Here is a 26,166-nt window from a genome sequence, read left to right as displayed (position 1 = left end):
GCTCCTTGTGGCGGGTGGTCTCAGGCGTGCAGCCAGCCCTTGTCGGTGGCCACATCGAGAAAGGCGCGCACGCCCTGGTCGATGTCGTCGGCGGGGCCGGGGAAGGCGTCCTGCAGATCGGCGATCAGCTCGGCCACGGTGTGTTCTCCGTCGCAGCGCTTGAGGATCTCGCCGGCGGAGGGGTTGAGTTTGATCAGCCCTTCCGGGTAGAGCAGGATGTAGGCGTCCTGGCTGGCTTCCCAACGGAACATGAAGTGGGGCGACAGCTGCGGGCGGCGGTCGGTGGCGGTCGATGTGATGGTCATGGTGGCGAGCCTCTGGGCAATGGCGGGGGCGAGGGCGGCAAGCCGCCACCGCCCCGGACCGGCTTAGCGGACGTAGACGTAAGCCGTGACTTCGAAGCCCAGGCGGATTTCGCAGTAGGCGGGGGTTTCCCAGGTCATGTGTGTCTCCTCAATGGCGGCGCGGCCCCATGCCGTGCCTGACACCATTATTGGGAGCCACGTGCCGGGCGCGCCATCCACCATCTGCCGCAATCCGCTACAGAAAATCATGATTGGCGGGCATCGACGTGAAAATCCGGCTCGGCACAAGCAACTATTTGATATGTATCAAGTTTTCAGGCGTCACACGCCATGACGTCGGTCATGAAATGCACGCCGTTGTTATCCCAGCGGGCGGCGACCCTCCGGGCAGGCCGACGGCGCACCTCGCCCGGCCGGTTAACCACCGAGGCAGTCACCGACGAGTCCGGGAAACGGGACAACGATCAAGCGTGCATGGCCTTCCGCCGCGCCAACATCGCCGATAAACGCCGGACCACCGGCGGCGTGCACTCAACAAGGCCCACGAAAATGCCGCACTCTGCGCGATCCCATCGAACCACGATGGCATCGGCGGCGCCAACGACAGTTTCCGGGGGCACAAGGGGCGCGATCGAAGGTTCGCCGGCGTATCCTTCGGGTGCCGGTAGAGATGCCCTGCCCCACGCCGACATTCGACGTCCTTCTCAAAGCGGGCGCCTACCAACCGCACCGCCTCGCTGGCAAAACCCTGCCGCCAATGCGCACGGCTCAGCGCCCACTTGATTTCGGGCTCCACCAGTCGTTGGGATGCCACCGGTCCGGCGGCGCCGAGCACGCGCCCGGACGTCTTTTCTTCGATACCTCAGGGTCCGCAACCACACAGCGACCAGTGGCCGACCATGCAGCCACGGCCCCCCAAGCGTTCGCCTTCGCTCAGGACGAGGCGCGGTGTCTGCATGACACGCGCCATGCAGCCCGTGCGCCGGCAAGCGGCGCTCAAGCGGCTGCCGGCAGCGCGCATTCAGCGCACCAGATGCAGAAAGTGCATGTGCTTGTGGTACTGGTCGATGATGTCGCTGATCACGCCCTCTTTTGACCAGCCCATGATGTCGTAGTCCTGACCGCCCTCACGCAGGTGGATTTCGGCGCGGTAGTACTTCTGCTCCTCGGCCACCTCGCTCTCGGCCACGTCGGGGCTGAGGAAAGCCGGTTTGATGTGGGCACGGGCGCGCACCTGGTAGAGGAAGTCGATCTCATCGCCATGGGCCACGCTGAGCGCCACGTGGTCGGGGTCGGTGCTGGTCACCGTGGCGTCAATGCCCTTGAGCTTGAGCTCGGCGGCCACTTCGTCGCAGGCGGGCCGGCCGATCTGGGCGATGAAGCGCTGCACCACGTCGCGCGTGGGGTAGTCGACGATGTTGTGCAGGCGGTCTTTCCACGAGCCGCTGACGGCCGGCGGGCCGACGGGCGCGGAGTTCATCTGCAGGCTCTCGCGCTTGTAGAGGTCGATCCGCAGCGCCTTGATGAGGCCATAGGTGGCGATCAGCAGCACCACGGCAAAGGGCAGGGCGCTGGCGATGGTCATGGTCTGCAAGGCGCCGAGGCCGCCGGCCAGCAGCAACACGATGGCCACCACGCCTTCACCGCCGGCCCAGTAGATGCGCTGCCACAGTGGCGTGTTGTCATGCCCGCGCGAGCACAGCATGTCGACCACCATGGAGCCCGAGTCGGAGGAGGTGACGAAGAACACCACCACCATCACCATGGCGAGCATGGACAGCACACCCGAGAACGGGAAATTTTCCAGAAAGGCGAACAGCGCCAGCGCCACGTCGGCCGACACCGCCTCGCCCAGCGCCACCTGGCCCTGGTTGAGGATCAGCTCGATGGCCGAGTTGCCGAACACCGTCATCCACATCAGCGTGAAGCCGGTGGGCACGAAGAGCACGCCCATGGCGAACTCGCGGATGGTGCGCCCGCGCGAGACGCGCGCGATGAACAGCCCGACGAAGGGCGCCCAGGACATCCACCAGCCCCAGTACAGAATCGTCCAGCCGCCGATCCAGTCGGTCTTCTGGTAGGCGAAGAGGTTGAAGGTGTTGCTGACAATGTCCGAAGCGTAGGCGCCGGTGTTCTGCACGAAGGTTTGCAGCAGGAACACCGTGGGGCCGAGCACCAGCATGACGATGAGCAAAATCACCGCCAGGCCCATGTTCAGCTCTGACAAGATCTTGATGCCCTTGTCGAGGCCGGTGGCCACCGACAGCATGGCCAGCCCGGTCACGCCGACGATGAGCACGATCTGCACCGTGGTGCTGACCGGGACGTCGAACAGGTGGTTGAGGCCGGCATTGACCTGCATCACCCCGTAGCCGAGCGAAGTGGCCACGCCGAACACCGTGCCGATGACGGCAAAAATATCCACCGCATGGCCGATCGGGCCATAGATGCGCTCACCGATCATCGGGTACAACGCCGAACGCAGGGTCAGCGGCAGGCCATGACGATAGGCGAAAAACGCCAGAATCAGCGCCACAATCGCATAGATCGCCCAGGCATGCAGGCCCCAGTGGAAGAAGGTGATCTTCATCGCCGCGCGGGCGGCCTCGACCGTGCCGGGGTCGCCGACCGGCGGCGACAGGAAGTGCATGACCGGCTCGGCCACGCCAAAGAACATCAGCCCGATACCCATACCGGCCGAAAACAGCATGGCGAACCAGGTGAGGTTGGAGTAGTCGGGCCTGGAGTGATCCGGCCCGAGCTTGATCTCGCCGTAGCGCGACAGGCCCAGGAAGGTGACCGTCATCAGGATGATGGCCACGGTGAGCACATAGAACCAGCTACCGTTGGCCACGATGGTCGCCTGCAGCGATTTGAACGTGTCGTTGGCCGTTTCGGGCGCCAGGGCGGCGAAAGCCACCAGCGCAATGATCAGAATGGATGCCGGATAGAACACCGGCGCATGGAACCCGGCCTTGGCCGGTACTTCGGTTTGAGACTGAGTCATTGAACAGCGTTTTCCCTTTGAAACCAGGGTAAACCATAGATGAAAACGCTGCGTCTTTGCGGCCTAACTGCGGATCGACGGGTCACGGCAACCCGGTTTTCGCGAAAAAACCCATGTTGATTCGCGTATGTCAATGCTCTTTGCCGGCATAGATCCACATCGGCTCGGTCTTGCCGGCGCGCTCAAAGCCCATGGCCTGGTAGAAAGCCACGGCATCGCCATCGGCGGTGAGCATTTGCTGGTGAAAACCAGCATAGCGCTTGAGCAGCGCAGCCATCATCTGCCGCCCCAGCCCCTGGCGCCGGAACTCCGGATGCACCAGCAGATGCGGAAAATAGACCACCAGATGCCCGTCGGAGATCGCATTGCCCAGGCCCACCAGGCGACCGTCGACGCGTGCGGTGACCAGGCTGTGCGACGCGCGCAGCGCCGCCATCAATGCCTCGGGCTTGTCGGCGGCTGACCATTTGTTGGCGCGATACAGCGCCAGCACTTCGTTGGCCTTGACCGGGCGATTGAGGGCGATATCGAGTGGCATGGCGTGTCCGGGTCGGTAGGTCAGTAGGGCTGGCGCGAGGCCCATTTTGCGACGACTTTTGCGCCGGCGGTGGCGATCTTGTCGAGCCGGCCGCAGGCGCCGAAAGACACGCGCGACACGAGGTGTTTGCTCATCGTGCTGAGCACCTCGCCATCCTTGATGATGCTTGCCTTGACGGTCGCTTCCGAGCCGGGGCGCAGTGTCAGTGCATTCATCACGTTGGCGTCCACCGCTTCGTAAGAGACGAGCAGTACGCTCTGGCCCGGGCCCGCGTCACTGAGACGCTGACGCTTGTGGACCTTCATGGCATAAGCGTTGCCATAGCGCAAAACCGCCCCATTGAACGTACGGAGCATGTCGCACTCCTGCTTGACCCGATCAATGGAAAGGTGATCGGCAAAACGCGCGGGCAACACGATGAGCGCGCCCCGCTTGGCCGCCGCCGGTTTGGCCGGGGCGGGCGCGGCGGGCATGTCGCCTTCGACACGGGCGTCGGTCCCGGCACATCCGGCCAACAGGCTGACAACGATCGATGCAATGGCAAGTCGGTTTTTCACAGTCGTTAGGCTCTCGTAACACTGAGTTTTCAGATAGCGCCCATGACCGCGCGCCGGCACGTGGCTATTGTGCCGCACCCAAACAAAAACCGCATCGCATAATCAGAAAAACTATCGATACGCCGCCAGCACATCGCAGCGCGCATGTGCGAGCACATGCTTGGTGACGCTGCCAAGGAGGAGCTCTTCGGTCATGTTGGCGCCATGTTTGCCGAGCACGATCAGGTCGGCGCCGAGCTCTTCTTCCTGCTCGAGTACGCGCATCGAGGTGTCGCCATGGATCACCGACACCCGCCAGGCGGTGCCGGTGATCCCGGCGTCGGCAGCAAACTGATGAAGCCGGGCAACGGCGTCCTTGCGGGCCTTGATGCGGTGGCCGAGGATCACATCTTCCTCCACGAAGGCGAGCCGCAGCTTGCCTTCGTATGGCAGCTCGAAGGCGTGCATGAGCGTAATCTCGGCCTGCGGCGCCACGCTGCGGGCCAGTCGCACCGCACCCGCCGACCAGAGCGAAAAATCGACCGGCACAAGCACCTTCCGGTAGTGCTCGCGCGGCGGCTGCTTGACGGCCAGAATCGGTCGGCGAATCTTGCGCAGCAGGCGCTCTGCCGTGGCACCGAGCAGCCACTGGCGCATGAAGTCGGTGCCGCGCGCGCCCAGCACCAGCAGGCTGGCATCGAGGCGGTCAGCCTGAGCGGCGATGGTCTCGAGTACCGCGCCTTCTTCCAGATGCAGCCCGGCGGTGACGCCCAGCGGCTCGCCGATGTCGGTCGCCAACTGGCTGAGCGCCTCGCGGCCCAGGTCACGAATGCGTTGCGACAGCGCGGCATCCTGGTCGACAAAGGCCGCCTGCAAGGCGTCGAGCGCGGTTTTTTCAAGCACATGCAGCAGTTCGAAGCGCGCCCCGGCTTCACTCGCCAGCAGCGCCGCGCGCTGCGCGGCATGGCGGGCCGGCGCCGAAAGGTCGGTGGTGGCAAGCACGGTATGCAGGTGGGTCATGGCGAGTCCTCCGAAGGGTTGAGCGCATCGACCATGATCTGCGCGGTGTGGTCGGCCGAGTCGAGGCACGGATTGATGATCCGGCTTGCGCCGGCCGCATGCAATGCCTGGCGATGCACTTCGTCGCCCACCACGCCGGTGATGACGCCGGGCACGGCCAGGCTCTGGAGCGCATGGAACAATCCGCGGTTGGACTCCCAGGTCGGAAGCGTGGTGACAATCCACTGCGGCGGCGAGTCCGGCCGGCGCTGGCGTTCAACCGCCAGTTCGCGGTGCGGACGGCGGCGCTCGAAAACACTCAGCCATGGCCCGATCCACTCAAACAAGGGCTGCGAATACAGAATCATGTAAGTCGACAGCGCGATGGTGACGATGCCCACCAGCGTGGTCAGCCCGAGCGCGTCATTCCCGATATGGCCGAGCGTGATGCCCATGGCCACAAAGATGATCGAAAACCCGCTGATCTGCGCCACGGTCAGGCCGGCCATGAAACCGGTGCGCTTGCGATAACCCATCGCACCCATGATCGCCATCACGATGAGCGGATTGCCAATCAGCACAAACAGCGAGAGCACCAGGGCCGGCCACAGCTCGCCGCCAAGCGACGAAACGTCGAGCTTGGCACCGAGGTCGATAAAGAAAAACAGCCGCAGAAAGTCGCGAATGCCGGTCAGGCGTGCCGCGATGGCATCGCGAAAGTGCGTCGACGCCAGCGAGAACCCGGCCGGCCCCACCGCAATGCCGACCACGATGTGGGCAATCAGCACCGACTGGCGAAGCCGCACCGCCACCGCACCCACCGCTGCGGCGATCAGCCGCAACAAGGCCAGTTCGGCAAACGGTTCGTGCGTGCTCAATCGCTCCCTGGTGGTTCGCTACCCGGCTTGCGTCGCCAGCGACGATGCGCGCCATTGCGCCGTCGCGCCAACGTGCGCCAGCGCCACACCAGCGTGATGACCGCGTAAGTGGTCAGCCCGATCAGCGAGGCCAAAATGCTCAGGCCAATCATCAACGGCTTTCCCATCGCCTGCAGGCGCTCCCAGATGCCGGCGTCGGCGTTGATGTCTTGCGCACTGGCCGGATCGGCGGCGTGCTCGGGCAGGCGATCGCCGGTAACCCAGGTGCCCAGCCGGTAAGCGGCAAAGTACACCGGGCCGAAGGTGATCGGGTTGGTCACCAGGGTGCTCGCCGCCGCCGCCGGCACGTTGGCACGCAGCACCACCGCCGCGCCCACCGACAGCGGGATCTGCGCGACCGGAATCAACAGGCCGAAAAACACCCCCAGCGCGACGCCCATCGCCACGCCGCGGCGCGACCAGTGCCACAGCCGCGGATGGCCGAGCCACGGCGCCAGCCAGGACAACCAGCGATTGGCCTGGATCTGCTCTCGCGTTGGTACTTTGGCGCGCAGGCGCCGAAAAAAACCCATTCACATGCTCCGAATATTCAAGCGCCGCAACACGGCCTTTTCGGCTTCAACGGCCAGAAACTTGGCCGCCCCCAGCGCCAGAATCACGCCCCAGGTCGCGGCATCGAGCGCCACGCTGTGGAAGATCTGCTGCATCGGCGGTGTGTAAGTAAACACCAGCTGAAATCCGATCAGCAGGGCGCTCATCCACACCGCCACCGGGTTGCCGGTGAGAATCTCGCGGCTAAAGGCCGAGGCCGTGAAGTGGCGTACATTGAAAAGGTACACCAGCTCGCCCACCACCAGCATGTTGACCGCCGCCGTGCGCGCAGCGTCGAGTCCGGCGCCGCGCGTCAGCACCCATTCAAACACGGCAAAGGTGGCGGCCATCATGAGCACCGTCACATAGGCGATGCGACCGGCCAGCAAACGGGTAATCAGCGGTTCGCCGGGGGGGCGCGGCGGGCGCTGCATGACGCCGGCTTCGCCCGGCTCGAAAGCCAGCGCCAGGGCGAGAGTGATGGTGGTCACCAGATTCACCCACAGAATCTGCCCGGCCGTCACCGGCAGCGCCAGCCCGCCAAACACGGCGAGCAGAATCACGCCCGCCTCGCCGCCGTTGGTGGGCAGGATGAACAGCAGCGACTTCTTGATGTTGTCGAACACCACCCGCCCTTCGCGCACCGCGCGGGCGATGGTGGCAAAGTTGTCGTCGGTGAGCACCAGATCGGCCGCTTCGCGGGCCGCGTCGGTGCCCTTGTTGCCCATGGCCACGCCAATATCGGCGGCCTTGAGCGCGGGCGCGTCATTCACGCCGTCGCCGGTCATCGCCACCAGCGCGCCCTCGGCCTGCAGGGCGGCAATCAGGCGTAGCTTGTGTTCCGGGCTGGCGCGGGCGAACACGTCGGTGTCCTGCACGCGCTCACGCAGCGCGGCGTCGTCGAGCGCTTCGATCGCATCGCCGGTGAGCGACGCGCCGCCCGCCAGCCCCAGTTGCCGGCCAATGGCGGCAGCGGTCACCGCGTGGTCGCCGGTAATCATCTTCACCCGCAGGCCGGCGCGCTGGCACTCGGCCACGGCCTCGACGGCCGACTCGCGCGGCGGGTCGATCAGGCCAATCAGCCCAAGTAGCGAAAACCGCGCGGTGATGTCGTCCATCGACAGCGCCGCCGTGCCCGCCGGCAGGTCGCAACGCGCCAGGGCCAGCACCCGCTGACCTTCATTGGCCGCCGCGTCGACACGCGCCTGCCAGTCGGCAGCATCAAACCCCTCGCCATCGGCGGAGCCAACACACAGTGCCAACACCCGCTCGGGCGCACCCTTGAGCAAGGCATACGCATGGCCGGCATGGTCGTGATGCAGGGTAGCCATGAAGCGATTTTCGGACTCAAAAGGAATCACATCCACCCGTGGCGACGCGGCGTGTAGCGCCTCTGCATCGAGGCCAGCCTTGAGCGCGAGCGTCAACAGCGCGCCCTCGGTCGGGTCGCCCACCAATTGCCACTCACCGTCCGGGCCGTGCTTGAGCTGCGCATCGTTGCACAGCAGCGCCGCGTCGGCCAGGGCCTGCAAGGCCGCATTGTCGGCGCTATCGACCGCCCCAGCATCACAGGTAAAGCCGCCCTCCGGCGTATAGCCGGCGCCACTCACCGACAGGGTCTGCCCCGGCAACATCACGCGCACGGCGGTCATTTCATTGCGCGTTAGCGTGCCGGTCTTGTCGGTGCAGATCACGCTCACCGAGCCCAGCGTCTCAACGGCCGGCAGGCGCCGGATGATGGCGCGGTTGCGGGCCATCACGCGGGTGCCGATGGCCAGCACGATGGTCACGATCGCCGGCAAGCCTTCGGGAATGGCCGACACCGCCAGGCCGACCATGGCCAGGAAGATGTCGAGCATCGGCATCTCGCGCAGCCAGTAACCGTAGGCGAAGGTCAGCACGCACACGCTCAGGATGAAGGCAGTGATCTGGCGCGCAAACTGGTCGAGCCGGCGCGTGAGCGGCGTCGCCAGCGTTTGCACTTCGCCCACCAAGGTGCCGATGCGGCCGATCTCGGTCGCCCGCCCCGTCGCCACCACCACGCCCCGCGCCTGACCACAGCTCACCACCGTGCCCGAATACGCCATGCAGGCGCGGTCGCCAATCGCCGCCGCCACATCCACCGCCTCGGTGCTTTTATCGACCGGCACCGATTCCCCGGTCAGCGCCGCCTCGCTCACCCGCAGATTCTTCACCCGGATCAGCCGCAGGTCGGCCGGCACCCGCGCACCCGATTCCAGCAACACCACGTCGCCCGGCACCAACTCGGCGGCGTCAATCTCGTGCCGCTCGCCATCGCGCAGCACCGTGGCGTGACTGGCCAACATCGCCCGCACCGCCTCCAGCGCCTTCTCGGCCTTGCCCTCCTGCACGAAGCCGATGGCCGCGTTGATCAGCACCACACCAAGAATCACCCCTGCGTCGATGTAATCATCCAGCGCAAAGGTCATCGCCCCCGCCACCAGCAGCACATAGATCAGCGGATTGTGAAACTGCAGCGCCAGCCGCAACCATGCGCTGCGCGGTCGCGTCTCGGCAAGTCGATTGACCCCGTAAAGCGCCACACGCTCGGCTAGCTCGGCGGTGCTCAGACCCCGGCCCTCATCGACCGCCAGCGCAACCAATGCATCCTCCGCTGGCAACGCATGCCAGCACGGCGGCTTGCCCTCAGGAATTGGCGAATATGCGTTCATCACGCCTCCCGGTGCGCGCAGCCAAAGACCTCCGCGCTCACCGGAAAGACTATCCCAAGCCCATGACAGCCTGCTTGTCACAGGTCAGTCTCACGGCGTGAGGCGCCGCGTCAAAAGGTCGCCAGCCCTTGCGGATGCCTGGGGTCCGAAATCCCCGGACAGGCCAGGATTAGTTACGTACAAACAAAGTTTGGGGGTATGCTGGCGGGGTGCCATATCGGGCCTGCATGAAGTCAGAGTTCAGAAGGTGTCCGGCTGTTGGCGATGCAAAATGTTGTATTTCAAGACCTGACCCCCCAATCCTGGTCCACCTGGACCATGGCCGCCGTCATGAACAACACCGTGGGCGACGGCAACGGCTACGTGGGTGACGTGGACCTTGAACCCGAAAAGGCCACCACCATCTCCGCCACCTTCGACTGGCACGCGGCCGACCGCGCCTGGGAGTTCAAGGCCACCCCCTTCTACACCCGGGTGAGCGACTACATCGACGCCGTGCAGTGGGACCGCACCACCAACACCGCCGCCACCAGCAATGCCGACGACACCTTCACCGTGCTCAAGTACCGCAACCAGGCCGCCCGCCTGTATGGCCTTGAGCTGTCCGGCAAGATGCCGCTGGCCACCAACGCCTGGGGTGCCTGGGGTGTCGAAGGCCTGCTGAGCTACACCCGGAGCAAGAACCTCGACACCGGCGACGCCCTCTACAACACCATGCCGCTCAACGCCACCGCCACCCTCACCCACACCCTCGGCGGCTGGGACAACCGGATCGAACTGGTGATGGTCAGCAAGAAGGATGACCTGTCCGACGCGCGCAATGAAATCAGCACCGGCGGCTACAGCCTGGTCAACCTGCGCGGCGGCTACAGCTGGAAGCAGGTCCGCCTCGACTTCGGTGTCGAAAACCTGTTCGACAAATACTACGACTCGCCCACCGGCGGCACCTACACCGGCCAGGGCACCACCATGGGCATCAACAGCATCCCCTGGGGCATCGCCGTGCCGGGCGCCGGGCGTTCGCTGTATGCGGGCGTAAATGTGAAGTTCTGATGCGGCAGGGGCCCGGCGCCGGAAGGCGTCGGGCCGTAGCTGTACCAGCCGTCGCGGCGCCCGGATGGCGCAGCGCCAAACCCAACCGACCGAAACGGTATAAGCAGATAACCGCTTCGTCATTCCCGATCCATGCGCCGCAGGCTATCGTCGCAGCCGTCCCGAGTCCTTCACAGAAGACCGCTGCACCATGGCCCTGCCCGAGTCCCTGCATGCCCTGACCGTTGGCATCGCCCTGGTCGCGCTCTTCGTGTGTTTCGTGCGCGAATGGCTCAAGCCCGACGTCGCCGCCATGAGCGCGGTGGCGCTGCTGCTGGTCCTCGGTCTGCTCGACGCCAAGCAGGTGTTGAGCGTGTTCAGCAACAGCGCGCCCATCACCATTGCCTGCCTGTTCGTCATCAGCGGCGCCTTGAGCAAAACCGGCTGCGTCGATCGCCTCGGCGACTGGCTGGGCGCCATGGCCGGGCACAGCGAGCGCCGGCTGCTGCTGGCCATGCTGGCCGTCGGCGTGCTGGTGTCGCCCTTCATCAACAACACGCCGGTGGTGATGGTGATGATTCCGGCCGTCATCGCCATGGCCGGGCGCTATGGCGTGGCGCCCTCTCGGCTGCTGATTCCGCTCTCTTACGCCACCATTCTCGGCGGCATGATCACCCTGGTCGGCACCTCGACCAATATCCTGGTCGACGGCGTCGCGCGCGAGATGGGGCTGGCGCCCTTCAGCATGTTCGAAATCACCGCCCCGGCAATGATCATGGCGCTGATTGGCTGCGCCTTCATGGCCGTGTTTGCCCACCGCCTGCTACCGGTGCGCGAGACGCTGACCCAGCAACTCTCCGGCGCCGGCGACCGCCTGTTCATGACCGAGCTATTCGTGCCCGAGGGCTCGCGCCTGGCCGGGCGCACACTCAAAGAAGCGCGGCTGACGCAGGGCGACATCGAGGTACTCAAGCTGTTTCGTGGCGACGAAGCCTTCTCGGCGCCGCCCGCCCACACCCGGCTGGTGGTCGACGACCGGCTGGTGGTGCACAGCCGCAGCCAGGACATGATGACCCTGCACAGCACCGACCTGATCGGCCTGCACAGCCGCGACGACGACCCGCACGACCTCGAAACGCTGCGCCGACGCGACGTGGTGGTGGTCGAAACCATCGTCGGCCAGACCTCGCGCTATGTGCAGCGCCCCATTCGCGACCTCGACCTCGCCGCACGCTACGGCATCCATCTGGTCGCGGTGCATCGGCGCAACGCCTCGATTCTCGACATCGGCGACGACTTCCAGCTGCAGTTTGGCGACGTACTGCTGGTCGAAGGCTCGCCAGCGCAGATCAAGCGCTTCTGCGACAACGGCGACCTGTTCGCGCTCACCGACGGCAAACACGAAACCCCGCGCAGCGCCAAGGCGCCCATCGCCCTGGCCACCATTGCCGGCGTGATGCTGCTGGCCGCGCTGAACGTGATGCCCATCGAAGCGCTGGCGCTGATCGGCGCCGTGGTGGTGGTGCTCACCGGCTGCATTCGTGGCGATGAGGCCTACAAGGCCATCGAATGGCCGATCCTGATCCTGATTTTCGGCATGCTGGCCATCAGCATCGCCATGCGCGAATCCGGCCTCGCCGCCCTGATGGCCTCCGCACTGGTCGGCCTGGGCAGCGACATCCCGCCCTGGGCCATGCTCTCGCTGGTGATTCTGTTCACCTCCATCGCCACCGAGTTTCTGAGCAATAACGCGGTCGCCGTGCTATTCACCCCGGTCGTCATCGGCGTCGCCCAGCAACTCGGCGTCGACCCGCGCCCCTTCGTTGTCGGCGTCATGTTCGCCGCCAGCTGCAGCTTCGCCACCCCCATCGGCTACCAGACCAACACCCTGGTCTACACCGCCGGCAACTACCGCTTCACCGACTTCGCCCGCATGGGCGTGCCGATGAACCTCATCACCTGGCTCGCCGCGAGCGTGCTGATTCCGCTGTTCTGGCCCTTGTAGGGTGGGCGGCTCGCCGCCCACCAGACGGTGATGGTCCGCTGCAGCGGGCCTTCAAGGTCACGTCGTAGCGGTAGGGCGCAATAACCGAAGGGCATTGCGCCGGATGGCGGGCAGAGGCACCATGTCGACGTCTGCACAGTATTTCAAATGAATGAGGGGCGAGGGTGAGATTGCGTTCCGGATGAGTCGCTGTTTCCTCTCCGGGAGATTTCATGCGGCGCAATGCCCTTCGGTTATTGCGCCCTACGCGAGTCGATGGTAGGCGTTTGCCGCCTTTGGAGAAAATGAGATGAAGTTAAGCGACGATGAGAAAATCACGTATCTCGCAAATTTGGTCGCTGTATCACGTGCCGACGGCAGCGTTTCTCCCAATGAGATTCATGCAGTTGAGGAAGCGCAGAAGCGAATCGGAGCAAAAAGGACCGCTTTACGCAAGGCCGAAGCCCTAGCACAAGGCGAAGGATTCCTTCCAAGTGTCGTCGGTACCTTTTCTGCACGAATCGCGAACCTCGAAGACATGGTGTCGGTGTCGCTGGCGGATGGGGTACTAGACCAAGCAGAGAAACCCGTTATCCTCGCGTTCGCAAGACTCGTTGGTATTACAAACGAGCAATTTCAACTACTCGTGTCCGAAGTGCGAGCTTCATTCAATGACTCGGACGCCACGCGCGCATGCCCAAGTTGCTCCGCTAAGGTTCCACGAGATGCCAAATTTTGCCCTAAGTGCGGTAGCTCACTTGAAACAACTGATCGAGACGCCGCAGTAGCAGTCGAATACAGCATCCCAATCAGCGGCATAGCAGTTGAATTCGCTGAGTCCACTGCTAGCGGTTTTATTGATGCTGTCCGAAAGGCCAAAACAGCCCCGGAGAACGCTGAAAGCGTCAAAGGAGGGAAGACTTGGTACATGGCAGCATGGCCAAAAAATCAAATTGCAGAAGCTGCGAAGCTAGTCGAAGACCTGAAGGGCATGCGGAATCGTAAGGTTTGGGTCGACGGAAAGGAATCGCGTTGGGATGAGGTGTTCGGCTTTACGTGGTGCAACGATCAGCGTGGCTCTGCATACCGCCCTCTTGAGTACTGTTTTGGCGTAGACGAAAAGCGGCTCAATATTTGGGGCTGTAAGAACGCCAGGATGGACTGGAGTGGTTGGGCCGAATGGTTCTCTTACGGCAATTTCAAGAAGAACGGATTCCTCAAAGCAGGGCATATATTCGTATTTGACAAGAAGCGCATTCGACACGAGCTAGAGACCAATCTCTATCGCGTCAGGTTCTGCCCACATTTAAATTTCCGACTAATTGACGCTGTCCTGGTGAATTTGCCTGACGAAGTTGAAGCAACAGTCAAGGGTGACTGGACCTACAAACGAGACTACGAAGAATCTCCCGGCTCAATTAGGGTCAAGGAAAAAATTGTGGGAAATGGATATACGCATACCGATGAATACTATGCCTCGGGGGTTACACCTCGAACCCCAGCTATCGGACTGGCGATTCTCAAGAAGGCCTTTGACGCAACCGACGTAGACGCATCTGTACTAAAAGGCGTTTTGTCATACCGCGGTGAATAGATAACTCCATCATGTTTCCCAACAAGCGTTGCCCGGACAAGGCCCGCAGGGCCGCCTCCGGGATTCATCGGTTGATCGACCACTGACCCCGGATTGCGCTTCGCTCCATCCGGGCTACGAATCCAACACCCACTCCGCCATAGCGGCAAAGGCGGCTTCGGATCGAAAGCAAGCGTAGGTTGGGCTGACGAAGGAAGCCCAACACTCGGCGTTCCACAATTGCATGGCTGAATGTTGGGCTTCGCTGCGCTCAACCCAACCTACATGATGCCGTCGCGCACTTGCGGGAGACGGGGTCGGGTCGAAAGGGGCCAGTCACCCCCATCCGCACAAGCTCACTGCCACTGCGTCAACGCTTACCAACGTCCAAGGCTGCAATCGCCTGCTTGATGGCCGCATCGACCGCCTTCTGCCGATCGCCCAGCCCGGCCGCCCGCGCGTCCAGGGCCTTTGCGGTTTCGTCGGCGATGGTGCGGTAGGCGGGGGCGTCGGCGAGGGCTTTGCGCAGTTCGCCGCTCTTGAGCACGGCCAGTTGTTCCTTGCCGTCTTTCTGCACGGTCTTGAAGCGTTCGCCGAGCCGGTTGCCATAGTCGGAGACCGCCTCGGCGAGGTTGCGGGCGATCTGGGCGTCGGGGTTTTCTAGACTGCGGTTGGTCTTGGCGCGCAGTTCGGGCAGCTCGGGTACGCGCAGGATGGCGCCCTGGGGCACGGTGGCCAGTTCGCGTAGCTGCGGGTTCTCCTTGATGAGCGCGGCTTCGGCCTTTTCGCGCTGTTTGGGCGTGAGTTTGACGAAGAGTTTGTCGGCAATGGCGGACACGGACTTTTCGCCACGGAAGGTTGCTATAGCCATGATGGGGTCCTCACATTCCGATGATGTTGGTCAAGCTCATGTCGGCCGGCACGGGCGCGCCGCCTTGCACGCGGATGTTGCCGGTGCTGGTGTTGCCCATGACGATGGCCAGCTTCTGCTGCGGGTGCAGGTGCAGGGTGTCCAGGTCGCCCAGGGCGATGAGCCGGTTGTTGCTGACATTGAGCGTGCGCCCGCCGAACTCGCCGAGCAGCGGCTCCTTGCCGCCTTCACCCACCGTCTGGCAGTGATTGTCGGCGAACAGCAGGCTATCGACGCCGCCGCACTGGTTGAGCGGCGCCGCCGTGGCGTGGCCGCGCAGCTGGTTGCCGCGGATCGACACCGCGGCCGGGCGCAGCAGCACGGCAAAGGCGCGGCTGGCGGTGAGCAGGTAGGCGGTTTCGGCGGCGGCAAAGTAGCCGGCGGCCACGAAGCCGGGCACCGCGCCGGCCGGTTCGGGGGCGATGTTGATGGCCCGCCATTCGATGACGATGGGGTTCTGGCCGGCCTCGCCGATGCGCTCGACGCTGTTGTCGTCAATCGCCGTGCGGTCGAAGGGCGGCAGCACGCGGATGGCGGCGACCGGGGCGCTGATGCGATCCGGCCCGATGCCGAAGAAGCGGTTGCCGGCAATGCGCATCTGCCCCACGGCGGCGCAGCGCAGCGCGTCGATGCCGGGGCTGGTGAGCGCCGAGCGGGCGACCTGGGCGATGACGTTGTCGAGCACATCGCCGCGCTCGACACGGATGAGCTGCACCGCCACGAAGGCGGCGTTGTCGTTGCCCAGCACCTGACCGAGCCGCTGACACTGGTTGCCGGCAAAGCGCAGCAGGCCGGCGCCAGCGCCCTCGCCCATCACCAGCGCACCCAGACCGATGCTGTCGAGCTGGTTGTCGGTGATGATCGCCTCGTCCACCTGCTGGGTGACGAGCATGGCGTGGCCGCGCAGGCCGAGCAGGCGGTTGGCGTGGATGCGTACGCGGTCGATGGCGACCGGGTCCAGCCCTTCTTCGAGCACGATGCCGTGGCCGCTGCGCTCGCCGAAGCCGAAAATCTCGTTGCGCTCGACCGCGAGGCCATCGACCCCGGCGCGCACGCCGTCGCTGGCGGTGTAGATCACATTGTCGGCCACCGCAAAGCTCGAGCCCGCCAGCACCGCGCCGGTCGCGGTCACCGCGGCCTGGGTGCCAACCAGCATGAAGTTGCCGTCGATGCGGGTGTTGCCGTAGTGCAGGCTGGTGGCGTCGAAGCTGACCGCGCGCTGGCTGCAGAAGAAGAGGTTGCGCGCCATGCGCAGCTCGCCGGTGAGCACATAGTTGCTGTCGCCGCCGGCCACCGTGGCCACGCCGCGCTCGGCGACGATGGCGCAGTCGCTGATGCTGACGCCGAGCATGTTGCCGCTCAGGCCAATGCCCACGCTGGTGCCGTCGCCCACCGCCAGGCCGAGCACGTTGATGTGCTCGGCGCGCAGGTCGGTCACGCCGCGCGCGGCGATCATGGCGGTGCTGCCCGAGCTGACGGCCGAGCCGATCACGCTCAGGTTCTCGAGCGCCACGCCGGTGCTGTCGCGGATGTCAAAGACGCTGCCCGGCTCGGCGCCGACCAGCAGCGTAGCCCAGCCCTGGCCGCGAAAGCGCAGCGAGCGCGCGCCATCGACCACCAGCGGCGTGCCGATGCTGTAGTTGCCGATGCCCAGGCAGATGGTGCCGCCCACGTCCTTGATGCTGTCGATGGCCTGCTGAATGGTGGCGGTGCCGTTGTTGTGGTTCTCGGCGCTCACGCACACGGTGCAGTCGCAGCCCTCGCCCTCGGCAATCGGCGGCCACAGGGTGCGGCAGTCGGTTTCTCCGTCCGGAAAATTGACGATGGCCAGGCGCGCGTAGTGGTGGTGGATGCCCAGCGGCGGCGCGTTGGTGAGGATTTCGACGCTGGCATCGACCGTGCGCGCGGCGAACACCCAGTGGTCACCCGTCTTGAACTCGCCACCGGCCGGGTCGAGGCTGAAGTCGACCAGGATGCCGTGCTCCAGAAACAGCCGCGTGGTGCCGCCGGGGATGGGGATCTCGCCGGTGGTGCTGGTGTCGAGGTTGGTGGCCACGGTGCCGTTCTCGCGCCGCACCTGGCCGGACTGGTCCCAGCGGCGCACGCGGGTGTTGCGCGCCGGCTGGGTGGCCTGCTGCGCATCGGTGGGGAAAAAGCCGGCCGACAGCGCGATGTCGAAGCTCAGCGTGCGGGCGGTGTCGTCCACCCCGCCGGCCACGCGGATGCGGCGCAGCTCGCCGGGCAGGCCGTGCAGCTCGCGGTGGTCGTCGGTCACCTCCACCCAGTCGCCGTCATGAAAGCGCAGCACGTCGTCACGGCCGATGGATTCGACCGTGATGCGGTCGCGCGCCGGGTTGATGTGGGTCACCCGCGAGGCCACCGTGGCGTTGTCGCGCGACCACTTGAAGGTGGCCGTGCCAATCGGCCCGCCGGTGTGCACTTCCACACGATAGGTCTGGTTCTCCAGCCCGCGGTAGCCGGCGGCGGGCGGCACCTGGCAGGGGTTGGGGTCAAAGGCCGGGTCGCCGGTGTCGGTGCTCAGGCGGCCGGCCGAGGGCGCAGTGGCCGCCAGCCAGCCGGCGATGTCTTCATCCTCGGTGGCGCAGGTGGCGTTGCCGACGTTGGGCAGCACCTTGACCTGCCAGACGGTCTGCAGCCGGCCGGTGGTGTCCACGCCCACAGCCGGTTCGATGAGGCCGGGGTCGATGATGGCGCTGATGTCGCGCTGCCACACGTCCACATACACCAGGTGCGGGCCGCCGGCCGGCAGCGCGGGCGGGTTGGGGTAGTAGGGCTGGGCGGTGTAGGCCAGCGGCGTGGTGCCGGTGAGCTCGGCCAGGCGCGGGTCCCAGGCGTCGGGCGTGCCGCCGTGGTTCTCGGCCAGCAAGCCGTCCACATAGATGCGCCCCGGGCCGATGCTCAGCGCCCCGCCGCTGGCCTGGATGCGGAAACCATCGGGCGTGATGCGCGGCACCACGTTGCCGCCAAAAGTGTCGAGCGTGCCGGCCTGCAGGCGGCGGCCGAGCTGGGCGACCCACTCGTTCCACTCGGCGTCCAGCTGCACACGGCCCTGCTGCACGACCAGTCCGAAAAAGTCCTTGCGGGCGTCGAAGCGGATACGGCTCAGATCGAAACTCATGATGTGGACTCCCTCGCGTGTTCGTGATTGACGGCAGCGGTCACAGGGCGGGTTTCAAGCCGCCTCGTGATGGGGGTGTGGCGGGTTGAAACCCGCCCTACGGGATGCGACCGTCTTCTGGTTGTCGATTGGCGTTTCATGATTCGTAGAAGATGCCGGCGCGCAGGCCGACCCGCAGGTATTCCGCGAGGCGGATCCGCAGGTTGGTTTCGCGCTGGGCACCGTACAGGTGATGGAACACGCCCATTTCGCTCTCATCGTCGGCGCCACGCAGCACCTCGACCGGCGTGGCGGTGGTGAGCTGGCCGTAGGCCGGCGTGCCGTAGTGCAGGGACGTGAAGCGGGGCGCAATGTGGCGCGCGCTCTGGGCAGAATCGGGCTGGCAGCGGTGGCGCGCCGGCACGATGGATTCAAACGGCAGCCACGAGAAGCGCACGCAGCCGACCTGCTTGCGCGCCGCGCGTACCGGCGCAACGCCGGGGGCGGCCGAGGCGAGCAGGATGCTGTTGGAGATCAGCCCCACCTCGGCGGTATGCACGGTGCCGACCACGGTGCAGGCGATGAGCGACAGCGCCGCGCCGGGAGCGGCGCCATCCATGGCAGCAAAGGCCACGCCATCGCGTGCGGTGGCGTCGATCAGGCTGTCGGTGGCGCGCAGGGTGGCGCGCTCGTGGCTGCGGATGCCGCCGAGGATGCAGCGGTCGATCTCCGTTTCCAGCCCGGCGATGGCCAGTTGCAGGCTGGGCGCGGCGGGCTGGGTGGGGCTGCCGTCGGGGTTGAGGGCAATGCCGGGCACGAGGGTGCAGTGGATGAGGTTCAGCCGCGCCAGTGCGTTGCCGGCGGCGTCGGGCACGGCCAGCGGCGCGCCGGTGATGAGCAGGCCGTTGAGCGTGCAGGCGGCGTTGGCGGCGCCGGTGACGGTCAGCCCGCCCAGCTCGAGCACCGGGCGGCGGCCGTTGGCGGCGCGGATCTCGACGGCGCCATCGGCGATCACGTTGATCGTCAGCGTTTCGCTGTAGCGGCTGCTGTCGGTGATCTCGACCACGCCGTCGCCGGCCAGCGCGGTGAGCGCGGCCGCCAGCGTGGGGTGGTCGTCGGGCACGCGCAGCACGGTGACGCTGGCCGGCGGCAGCGGCAGGGTGTCGCCACGCTCGTACTCGCCGCCGCCGATGGCGGCCGAAAAGCCCTCGCGCCAGCTGAGGCGCACATCGGCCGGGTCGGGCGCGTCGGCAGGCAGGGCGACACGGCCGAGCACCGGGTCGATGGCGTAGAAGCCGTTCGGCGGCGGGGTGTGCGCCCACGTGCCGGCCTCGTCGCCGAGGTGGCAGATGTGGATGTGATCGCGCTCGATGACGGTGCCGTCCACCTGCAGAATCAGCGCCGGATCGGGGTTGTCCAGCGGCGCGCCGGCGCTGGCGCGTTCGCCATAATGGCGCGCCAGATGCGTGGCGAGGCGACGGCGCGACAGCGGCCAGGGCACGTTGTCCGGCTCGGCCAGATGGGTGATGTCGTCTTCGGCGAGCGGGCGGTTGTAGAGCGGCAGGTCGTGGCCCAAGGGGCTGGCGCGGTAGCGGCGCACGCCGGCGCGGGTGGTGGGCGACTCGCGGTGCGGCCAGGCCTGGATGCGCCACAGGTGCAGGCCGATGTTGGGGATGTTGTGCCGCCCGCGGCCGGACTCGATGCGCCGCACATCCACCGTGCGGTTGGCGGTCTCGAAGGCGGTGCCGATCCATTCGAGCGGTTCGGCACGGCGCAGGTCGGGGGTGTGCAGGTTGGCCGGGCGCAGGTGGTTCATGTACTGCGTGGTGCACAGGCGCTGGAAGTATTCGACCGCGCGGGCGTCCCAGCCGGTGACATCGCGCGCCAGCTGCTCGAGCACCAGCGCCGTGCCCTTGCGCCGGCGCAGGGCGATGGTGTGTGCCACTTCGGCGCGGGCGCTGGCCGCCTCGGGGGCGGCCTGGTGCAGGCTGCGATAGCCGATCAGGTCGCCGATGTAGGGCACTGCCCACTCGGCGCAGGTCTCGATGAAGAGGTCGTCGTAGAGCTGTTCCAGGCTCTCGTCGGCCACCGCCAGCTGCTCGGCGAGCACGCCGATGAGTTCTTCGAGCGGGCCGCGATCCAGCCCCTCGGCGGCGGCCAGCTCGGCATCGCGGATGCGGTGGATGGCCGGCAGCAGCTCGAACAGTTTCTGGGTGTCGGTACTCATGGCAGCACCTCCAGTTCGATCGGGTCGGTGGCCAGGGTGAGCAGCTCGGCGGCCAGCGGCACGCCGGTGAGCGAAGCCACCGGCAGCGCGGCAAACAGGCGCGGCACCAGCACGGTCGGACTCTGGCCGACGCGGTAGAGGCGGGTGACATGCACCGCCACCACCCCGGCCACGCCTTGCGCCACGGCGGCCACCTCATCGACCGACACGGTCTGGCCGAAGGCGCGGCGGACAAAGCTGAAGGCCTCGCGCAGCGCCGCGTCGACCGCCAGCAGCACGGCGTCCGTCTCGAAGGCCTTGTCGATCTTGACCGACAGCCGGCAGCGGAAGCGCGCGTCGCGGTAGTTGAGCAGGCGCAGCGGCACCAGCGGGTCGCCATAGGTGACCAGCGCGTCGCGCAGGTTTTTGTAGGTGTCACTGTCCTCGGGCACCACGGCGCCACCGATGCCGGCGATGCTCAGGAACACGCCGCGCGCCGGCCCGGCCGGAATCCACAGCGCGTGGGCCTTGTCGATGCCGGCGAAGGCGCGGGCGAAGTTAGCGTAATCATCGATGGACACCGCGCGATCCAGCGTGAGCACGGTGAGCGGGGCGTTGTCGCGGGCGCGGGCCAGGGTTTCGGCGTCTTCTCCGCCGGTGGCGGGCGCGGGGTTGACCGCAGCGGTCACACCCAGCGGCCGGCTGAGCAAGGTGGTGAGCTTGCCGGCGGCGAGGTTGCCGGCCACGCCCAGGCCCTTGCGATAGCGCACCCGCAGGTTGGTCGAGCCGCTGGGCAGGCGCGCGCCCTCGGTGCCGTCGCCGAACAACACGGTGGTGCGCCCCTCGTCGTCCTGCGTGGTTTCGTACACCCGCGCATCGGGCGCGGCGGCGTGCAGGGTCGGCACCTCGGACCACAGCACCTCATTGACCCGCAGTTCAAGTGAAGACGCCCGGCCGCTGGTGGTGTTGGCGCTCACGAAGGTGAGCGGCGCCTGGCCGAGCACAAAGCGCTGGTTGGCCACGGCACCATCGCCACTGCCGAGAATGGCCTCCACCGTTTCGCCATGCGTGGCCGGGGCGACGTTGGCGTTGATGCGCAGATCGGCGCGCGCATACACCTGCGCCAGCGGCGCGGCGAGCTTGAGATGGGTGTGGTCGCGGTCGAGCACGATGGGGTCGTTGGCGGTGGCGATGAAGGCGATCTCACTCACCAGCGCGTCGTCCTTGCGGCTGTCGGCCAGCCGCAGCTCGCTGCCCTTGGCGGTGAGCGTGCCGGTGCGTCCGTCGCGGTCTTCGAGCGCGAGGCGTAGCACCACGCTGGCTTTACCGAGTTGCGCGACGAAGGTCTCGGCACTGAGCGCCACCGGCGTACTGCCAAACATCCGAACGGCCGGCGCCCGCATGAACAGCTCATCGCCCTCGGCCAGCGCCACGCTACCGCCGCCGTCCACACTCAGCGACAGCCCGGCCGCGCGCGGCGCGATGGCGATGCGCTGACGCGGGCCGGAGAGCGCAATCGGCTGGCCGGGCTGCAGGTCGGCCACCCGCAGGCCGAGGGTGATCGCCTCGCCATAGACCGGATGAAAAACAGGCGTGTCGACCGTGGCGAGCTGCTCGCTCTGCGCCAGCACCAGCGTACGGCGCAGCGGAAAGCGGCTGGCGGTGAGGTTTTCGGTGGTGTCGGGCGTGACGCGGGTGACCTTGCTGGAGATGGCAAAAGCGTTGCGGCTGCGGTGGATGACTTTGCTCGCGCGGTACAGCTCGGTGTAGCCGGGCAGCGCGGCGCTGCCCAAACCCGGCTCGTTGGAGACCAGCGCGATCCAGCTGCCGGCGGTGATCTTGGGGTTGTCAGTGTCGAGGTCGAGCGCGGCGGTGTCGAGGGCAAAGTTTTTCCACACCCAGGTGCTGCCGCTGGTGTCGATCAGGCTGGCGACGTTGGAATCGTCATTGCCCATCAGATTGGGGTCGGGCGCGTTGTGGCCGAACAGCGCGGTGCGCTGGCGCAGGGCGTGCACCTGTACGCCAAGGCTGGTCGGGCTCATGGCCGGGAAGGCGCTGCCCAGCGGGTGGTCCCAGCGCACGCGGGTGCGGCCACGGGTGTTGTCGGGCGTGACGCTATCGAGCACGCGCACATCCCAGCGCTCGCTGCCGGGGTCGGACTCGCGCTCACTGCCGACGATGAGGATGGCGTCGCCCGGCTGCAAGCCGGTGGCCAGGCCGTCCAGCCACAGCTCGGTATCGCCGGACTTGGGCTGCCAGCGCACCCGGGTCTGCACCGGGATGGCATTCCACTCGGCGCGCGCCGGCGTGGGCGCGACGGTTTCGAAGCTCTGCGCCTGTTCGTCCTGCCCCGGCACGCTCTGCACGCGGGTGCCCACCGGGATGGTGATCGGCTCGGCCGGCGCGCCGGGAATGGTCTGCAGGGTGAAGGCCAGATGTGTGCCGGCGGCCACGCCGGGGGCCAGTTCGTAGCCGATGAGCCGCGCCATCTCGCGCACCGACAGGCGCTCGGTGGCGGTGCGCAGGTAGTGCTCGTTGGCGAAGCGCTCGGTGTAGAAGCTGAGCACGTCGAGCGAGGTGGCCAGCGCGTCGGTGATGGCGAGGGTGAAGTCGCTGGCCTCGCGGGTGGTGAGCGCGGCCAGGGCGGGGTTATCGGCGCTGGACAGGCGCGCGCGCATGGATTCAACAAAGTCGCCATGGCGGCCGATGCGGTAGGCGATCTGCGACAGGCCCGGCGGGTTGCTGATGCGCGCGGGGGTGACTACGTCGATGCCGGCGCAGCAATCGCAATCGGTTTTGGCGGACACGCGGGCGGTGCTCATCATTTGCCTCCGTGCAGTTCAAGGCGCAGCACGCCGTGCTCGGGGAAGTTCGGGTCGTTGTCGAGCCGCGCGATCTCCAGCCGGCCCAGCGGCATGAAGCCGTCGGCCAGCGGCGTGGGGTCGGGCTGGCCCTGACGCTGGAAGCGGGTGACCTGTACCGAGGCCACGCCGGCCACGGTGCGCGCGGCGGCATACAGCGGGCTGAGGAAGACGGTCTGGCCGAAGCTGAAGTTGTCGGGGTGGAACAGGCCGCGCGTGCCGTCGGCGCGCACCCGGCTGCCCAGCACATCGAGCAGGGCGCGGCGCACATTGCTGCGGAAGGCCTCGGGCTGCACGCAGACCAGCAGGTCGATTTCGAGCGAGACATGGATCGGGTCGGTGATGCGCAGGTCGTGCCCGGCCATGCGGTAGCGGTCGAGGTGCTCGACAGCGGTGATCGCGAAAGCGTCATCCACCGGCTCGCCGCCCTCGCGGTCGACGGTGACGAACACGGTGTGCCAGCTGCCCGTCCAGCGCAGGCCGGCGGCGGCGCGCTGCACGCCGGCGAGGCGCTCGGTGACTTCGGCGTAGTCGGCCGGGGTGACGGCGCGTTCCAGCGTGCGGAAGGCTTGCGGCGCATGGCGGCGCAGCTCGGCGGCGGTCTCGGGGGCCACGCCACCGCAGGCCGGCAGCGGGTTGGTGACGGCCACGATGCGCCCTTCGGTGGTCACCACATGGGCGATGGCGTTGGCGCCGACATTACCCTCGGGCCCGTTGCCGATGCGGTAGCTGGCGGTGAAGGCGGTGCCGGTGTCGGGCCGGCGGCCGTGGCGGTCGTCGCCAAAGCGCGGGTGGGCGCTGCCGTCGTTCTCGGTGTCGAGCACGAAGTGGGTGTCGGTGCCGCGGCTGGCGAGCAGGTCGCGCCGGGCGGTCCAGGTTTCGACGCTGCTGCCGAAGGTGCTCTCCAGCGTGATGGCCGGGATGGCGTCGGCGGTACGCCAGGCGAGCGCGGCGCTGGCCGAGGCGTCGGGGTCGAAGGTGAGCCGCTCGCTGCGACGCAGGCCGTGTTCGACGGTGGTCTTGAGCACCGTGCCCTGCCGGGTCACCGGCGCCTCGGCCAGCGTGGGCGAGAAGCGCGGCGGCAGCGGCTCGGGGGCCGCGCGGTCGCAGGCATTGCCGGCGGCGGGCGGGAACTGCAGGCGGGCGGCGGGCACGCTGCCGAGGGCTTCATCGGCAATGCTGCGGCCGTGATCGACCAGGATGTTGTTGCCCAGCACGATGCTCACATCCTCGACCAGCACGCTGCCGTGAGCTTCGTCGGTTTCGGCCGACAGGCACAGCGGGAAGGGCAGCGCGTCATCGGCGTGCCAGCGGATCTCGGTGATCTGGGTGCCGTCGAGCGGGTCGGCCAGCGGGCTGCCGCCATCGAGCGCACGCACAGCGGTGAGGCGCACGGCATGGCGGCGGGCGGGGTCGGCATCTTCGGCCACGCCGCTGAGCGGGCCGAGCACTTCCTGAAAGATGAGCACATCGCCGACGGCCAGATCGGGCCAGTGGCCGCGCAGCGTGGCGGCGGTGGCGCCTACGGCCAGGCAGCAGCGCGCGTCGCCCCAGGAGTAGAAGGCGAAATCGTTGTGATCGATGCGCAGCATGGCGGTGTGCATGGGCTCGAACACCAGCGGCGCGGCCCGCAGCGCGGCGCGTTCGTCGGGTGAATCGGGAGTGATGCGCGCCGGCACGCCGGGCACTCGGGTGGTAAAGCGCAGGCCGGCGGGCAGCGCAAAGGGCGCGCCGCTGACCTCGACATGCAGCCAGGCGCGGGCGTTGCAGCCCTCGTGCATGGCGTAGTCCACCAGCAAGGCGTGGCGGCGCAGACTGCTGCGCCGGCGCGCGGTGTGCAGGTAGGCCTCGGTGGCGATGGCGTCGAGCTGGTAGTGCTGCAGGTCACCGACATAGGCGATCAGCTCGGCCAGCGTGGTGGCCATGTCGGCCGGGCTGCGGTCACGCCAGCCGGGCAGCTGCCGGGTGAGGCGGTCGATGACCAGCCGGCGCAGGCTGGCGTAGTCGCGCGCGAGGTAGTTGATATCGGGCGCGGGCGGCGGGTCTTGCGGGCAATCGTGCGTCGGCGCGCAATCGAAGTCGCTGGGGCACTCGACCTTGAAGGCGAAATCCACCGACGACAGGCGCGGATCGAAGCCCGGCAGCGGCGCATCGTTGCCCAGGCCCTGCACCAGCTGCAAGCGGTAGGTGGAGAAGTCGCCGGCGGTGTCGGTACGCACCAGCAGCACATGATCCGCCTCGGGCAGCGCGGTGAAGTAGGCCTGTTCGGCCGGCGTGGCCGCGGCCGGCGGCGCGCTGGCGATGCCGATCCATTCGATGCCGACGCGGCGGATGCGCTCGCCGCCGGTGATGCGCACGTTCTCGATAGTGAGCCCCGCCGGCACCGGCTTGAGCAGGCGCAGCATCAGCGTGCGCTGGCGCGGGCTGCCGGCGGGGGCGTCGAGATCAAGCACCTCGAGATAGTCGATGCCGTTGAGCGTGGGGTGCGCGTCCACCGCCGCGCGACGGTTTTCTTCGCAGCAGGTATAAGTGCTCATGCGGGCGCCCCTTTGACAAAGCTGTCGCGCTGGCGGGTTTCGGTGCGGCGGATGAGGTATTGCACGGTCACCGACAGGCGCGAATCGACCGCCTCGACCTCGACCGCCTCGACGGTGATCAGATCGGCCAGCCACTGCTGCAGCGCGCCCTGCACCAGAAACTGCGTGGTCGCCGCCAGCTCGGGGCTGTTGGGCGCGAACACCAGCTCGCGCAGGCCGGAGCCGAAGTCCGGCCGCATCACCCGCTCGCCCGGCGCGGTGAACACCACCTGCTCGATCAGGCCGCGAATCCAGGTAGCTTCGTCGTCGTCCCGCGTGCGGCCACGGCCGTCAAACTGGTAGGGGAAGTGGAGTCGGGTGGTCATGGGATATCCCCCTGAGCCGGAATGTTGAACGTC

General features: G+C 66.8%; 19 protein-coding genes. 3 read left to right on the top strand and 16 right to left on the bottom strand.

What is annotated here, in order from left to right; genetic code table 11:
* Positions 1-20: 20 nt before the first annotated feature.
* The 10 genes from pqqD to FHP91_RS05100 all read right to left on the bottom strand — a co-directional run bounded on the left by pqqD (position 21) and on the right by FHP91_RS05100 (position 9,547).
* Positions 21-305 (bottom strand): pyrroloquinoline quinone biosynthesis peptide chaperone PqqD, encoded by a 285-nt coding sequence (pqqD, locus tag FHP91_RS05140; protein WP_144308546.1) that lies wholly within the window; start codon positions 303-305, stop codon positions 21-23.
* A gap of 63 nt (positions 306-368) precedes the next feature.
* Complete coding sequence (pqqA, locus tag FHP91_RS21700; RefSeq protein WP_081455968.1) at positions 369-443, bottom strand: pyrroloquinoline quinone precursor peptide PqqA; 75 nt, start codon at positions 441-443, stop codon at positions 369-371.
* A gap of 295 nt (positions 444-738) precedes the next feature.
* A complete protein-coding gene (locus tag FHP91_RS21695; protein ID WP_391527560.1) occupies positions 739-1,164 on the bottom strand; it encodes a GNAT family N-acetyltransferase in 426 nt (141 codons plus the stop codon).
* A gap of 162 nt (positions 1,165-1,326) precedes the next feature.
* Positions 1,327-3,312, bottom strand: a complete 1,986-nt coding sequence (locus FHP91_RS05130; protein ID WP_144308545.1) for a BCCT family transporter — start codon at positions 3,310-3,312, stop codon at positions 1,327-1,329.
* 130 nt (positions 3,313-3,442) lie between these two features.
* Positions 3,443-3,850: a GNAT family N-acetyltransferase gene (locus tag FHP91_RS05125; protein ID WP_144308544.1), complete on the bottom strand. Its 408-nt coding sequence runs from the start codon at positions 3,848-3,850 to the stop codon at positions 3,443-3,445.
* Positions 3,851-3,870: 20 nt separating this feature from the next.
* Positions 3,871-4,407 carry a hypothetical protein gene (locus FHP91_RS05120; RefSeq protein WP_144308543.1) on the bottom strand — a complete coding sequence of 179 codons (537 nt, stop codon included), beginning with the start codon at positions 4,405-4,407 and terminating at the stop codon, positions 3,871-3,873.
* 111 nt (positions 4,408-4,518) lie between these two features.
* Positions 4,519-5,406, bottom strand: coding sequence for a universal stress protein (locus FHP91_RS05115; RefSeq protein WP_144308542.1), 888 nt, complete (start codon positions 5,404-5,406; stop codon positions 4,519-4,521).
* Positions 5,403-6,263, bottom strand: coding sequence for a cation:proton antiporter domain-containing protein (locus FHP91_RS05110; RefSeq protein WP_144308541.1), 861 nt, complete (start codon positions 6,261-6,263; stop codon positions 5,403-5,405). Before FHP91_RS05110 ends, FHP91_RS05115 begins: the two co-directional genes overlap by 4 nt.
* A complete protein-coding gene (locus FHP91_RS05105) occupies positions 6,260-6,835 on the bottom strand; it encodes a DUF2062 domain-containing protein (RefSeq protein ID WP_144308540.1) in 576 nt (191 codons plus the stop codon). The genes FHP91_RS05110 and FHP91_RS05105 overlap by 4 nt, the downstream gene beginning before the upstream one ends.
* A complete protein-coding gene (locus FHP91_RS05100) occupies positions 6,836-9,547 on the bottom strand; it encodes a cation-translocating P-type ATPase (protein ID WP_144308539.1) in 2,712 nt (903 codons plus the stop codon).
* 264 nt (positions 9,548-9,811) lie between these two features.
* Between FHP91_RS05100 and FHP91_RS05095 the strand changes: the two genes are divergently transcribed.
* From FHP91_RS05095 to FHP91_RS05085, 3 genes are all read left to right on the top strand, one after another.
* Entirely contained in the window at positions 9,812-10,600 is a 789-nt protein-coding gene (locus FHP91_RS05095) for a TonB-dependent receptor domain-containing protein (RefSeq protein ID WP_144308538.1), read from the top strand.
* 190 nt (positions 10,601-10,790) lie between these two features.
* Complete coding sequence (locus FHP91_RS05090) at positions 10,791-12,584, top strand: SLC13 family permease (RefSeq protein WP_144308537.1); 1,794 nt, start codon at positions 10,791-10,793, stop codon at positions 12,582-12,584.
* Between the two features lie 289 nt (positions 12,585-12,873).
* The gene (locus FHP91_RS05085) at positions 12,874-14,157 is read left to right on the top strand and encodes a zinc-ribbon domain-containing protein (protein ID WP_144308536.1); all 1,284 of its coding nucleotides are present in this window, start codon (positions 12,874-12,876) and stop codon (positions 14,155-14,157) included.
* Positions 14,158-14,506: 349 nt separating this feature from the next.
* Here FHP91_RS05085 and FHP91_RS05080 read toward each other — a convergent pair whose 3' ends face one another.
* The 6 genes from FHP91_RS05080 to FHP91_RS05055 all read right to left on the bottom strand — a co-directional run bounded on the left by FHP91_RS05080 (position 14,507) and on the right by FHP91_RS05055 (position 26,133).
* Positions 14,507-15,007, bottom strand: coding sequence for a hypothetical protein (locus FHP91_RS05080; RefSeq protein WP_144308535.1), 501 nt, complete (start codon positions 15,005-15,007; stop codon positions 14,507-14,509).
* A gap of 10 nt (positions 15,008-15,017) precedes the next feature.
* Complete coding sequence (locus FHP91_RS05075; RefSeq protein WP_144308534.1) at positions 15,018-18,185, bottom strand: DUF6519 domain-containing protein; 3,168 nt, start codon at positions 18,183-18,185, stop codon at positions 15,018-15,020.
* 136 nt (positions 18,186-18,321) lie between these two features.
* Positions 18,322-20,391: a hypothetical protein gene (locus FHP91_RS05070; protein WP_144308533.1), complete on the bottom strand. Its 2,070-nt coding sequence runs from the start codon at positions 20,389-20,391 to the stop codon at positions 18,322-18,324.
* Positions 20,388-23,192, bottom strand: a complete 2,805-nt coding sequence (locus tag FHP91_RS05065) for a putative baseplate assembly protein (RefSeq protein WP_144308532.1) — start codon at positions 23,190-23,192, stop codon at positions 20,388-20,390. The genes FHP91_RS05070 and FHP91_RS05065 overlap by 4 nt, the downstream gene beginning before the upstream one ends.
* Positions 23,192-25,768, bottom strand: a complete 2,577-nt coding sequence (locus tag FHP91_RS05060) for a putative baseplate assembly protein (protein WP_144308531.1) — start codon at positions 25,766-25,768, stop codon at positions 23,192-23,194. Before FHP91_RS05060 ends, FHP91_RS05065 begins: the two co-directional genes overlap by 1 nt.
* Positions 25,765-26,133, bottom strand: coding sequence for a GPW/gp25 family protein (locus tag FHP91_RS05055; RefSeq protein ID WP_144308530.1), 369 nt, complete (start codon positions 26,131-26,133; stop codon positions 25,765-25,767). The genes FHP91_RS05060 and FHP91_RS05055 overlap by 4 nt, the downstream gene beginning before the upstream one ends.
* Positions 26,134-26,166: the final 33 nt, after the last annotated feature.

Source organism: Denitromonas halophila (genome assembly GCF_007625155.1).
In the GTDB taxonomy this organism is placed as follows: domain Bacteria; phylum Pseudomonadota; class Gammaproteobacteria; order Burkholderiales; family Rhodocyclaceae; genus Nitrogeniibacter; species Nitrogeniibacter halophilus.
Note: the sequence above shows the minus strand (reverse complement) of the source record. Positions and strands in the feature narration are given on the sequence as shown.

Coding starts and splice junctions, on each gene's coding strand:
- FHP91_RS05055 (WP_144308530.1), bottom strand. CDS start 26,133: ATGACCACCCGACTCCACTTCCCCTACCAGTTTGACGGCCGTGGCCGC.
- FHP91_RS05095 (WP_144308538.1), top strand. CDS start 9,812: ATGCAAAATGTTGTATTTCAAGACCTGACCCCCCAATCCTGGTCCACC.
- FHP91_RS05105 (WP_144308540.1), bottom strand. CDS start 6,835: ATGGGTTTTTTTCGGCGCCTGCGCGCCAAAGTACCAACGCGAGAGCAG.
- FHP91_RS05100 (WP_144308539.1), bottom strand. CDS start 9,547: ATGAACGCATATTCGCCAATTCCTGAGGGCAAGCCGCCGTGCTGGCAT.
- FHP91_RS05130 (WP_144308545.1), bottom strand. CDS start 3,312: ATGACTCAGTCTCAAACCGAAGTACCGGCCAAGGCCGGGTTCCATGCG.
- FHP91_RS05065 (WP_144308532.1), bottom strand. CDS start 23,192: ATGAGCACCGCCCGCGTGTCCGCCAAAACCGATTGCGATTGCTGCGCC.
- pqqD (WP_144308546.1), bottom strand. CDS start 305: ATGACCATCACATCGACCGCCACCGACCGCCGCCCGCAGCTGTCGCCC.
- FHP91_RS05090 (WP_144308537.1), top strand. CDS start 10,791: ATGGCCCTGCCCGAGTCCCTGCATGCCCTGACCGTTGGCATCGCCCTG.
- FHP91_RS05125 (WP_144308544.1), bottom strand. CDS start 3,850: ATGCCACTCGATATCGCCCTCAATCGCCCGGTCAAGGCCAACGAAGTG.
- FHP91_RS05080 (WP_144308535.1), bottom strand. CDS start 15,007: ATGGCTATAGCAACCTTCCGTGGCGAAAAGTCCGTGTCCGCCATTGCC.
- FHP91_RS05060 (WP_144308531.1), bottom strand. CDS start 25,768: ATGAGCACTTATACCTGCTGCGAAGAAAACCGTCGCGCGGCGGTGGAC.
- FHP91_RS05070 (WP_144308533.1), bottom strand. CDS start 20,391: ATGAGTACCGACACCCAGAAACTGTTCGAGCTGCTGCCGGCCATCCAC.
- FHP91_RS05115 (WP_144308542.1), bottom strand. CDS start 5,406: ATGACCCACCTGCATACCGTGCTTGCCACCACCGACCTTTCGGCGCCG.
- FHP91_RS05085 (WP_144308536.1), top strand. CDS start 12,874: ATGAAGTTAAGCGACGATGAGAAAATCACGTATCTCGCAAATTTGGTC.
- FHP91_RS05075 (WP_144308534.1), bottom strand. CDS start 18,185: ATGAGTTTCGATCTGAGCCGTATCCGCTTCGACGCCCGCAAGGACTTT.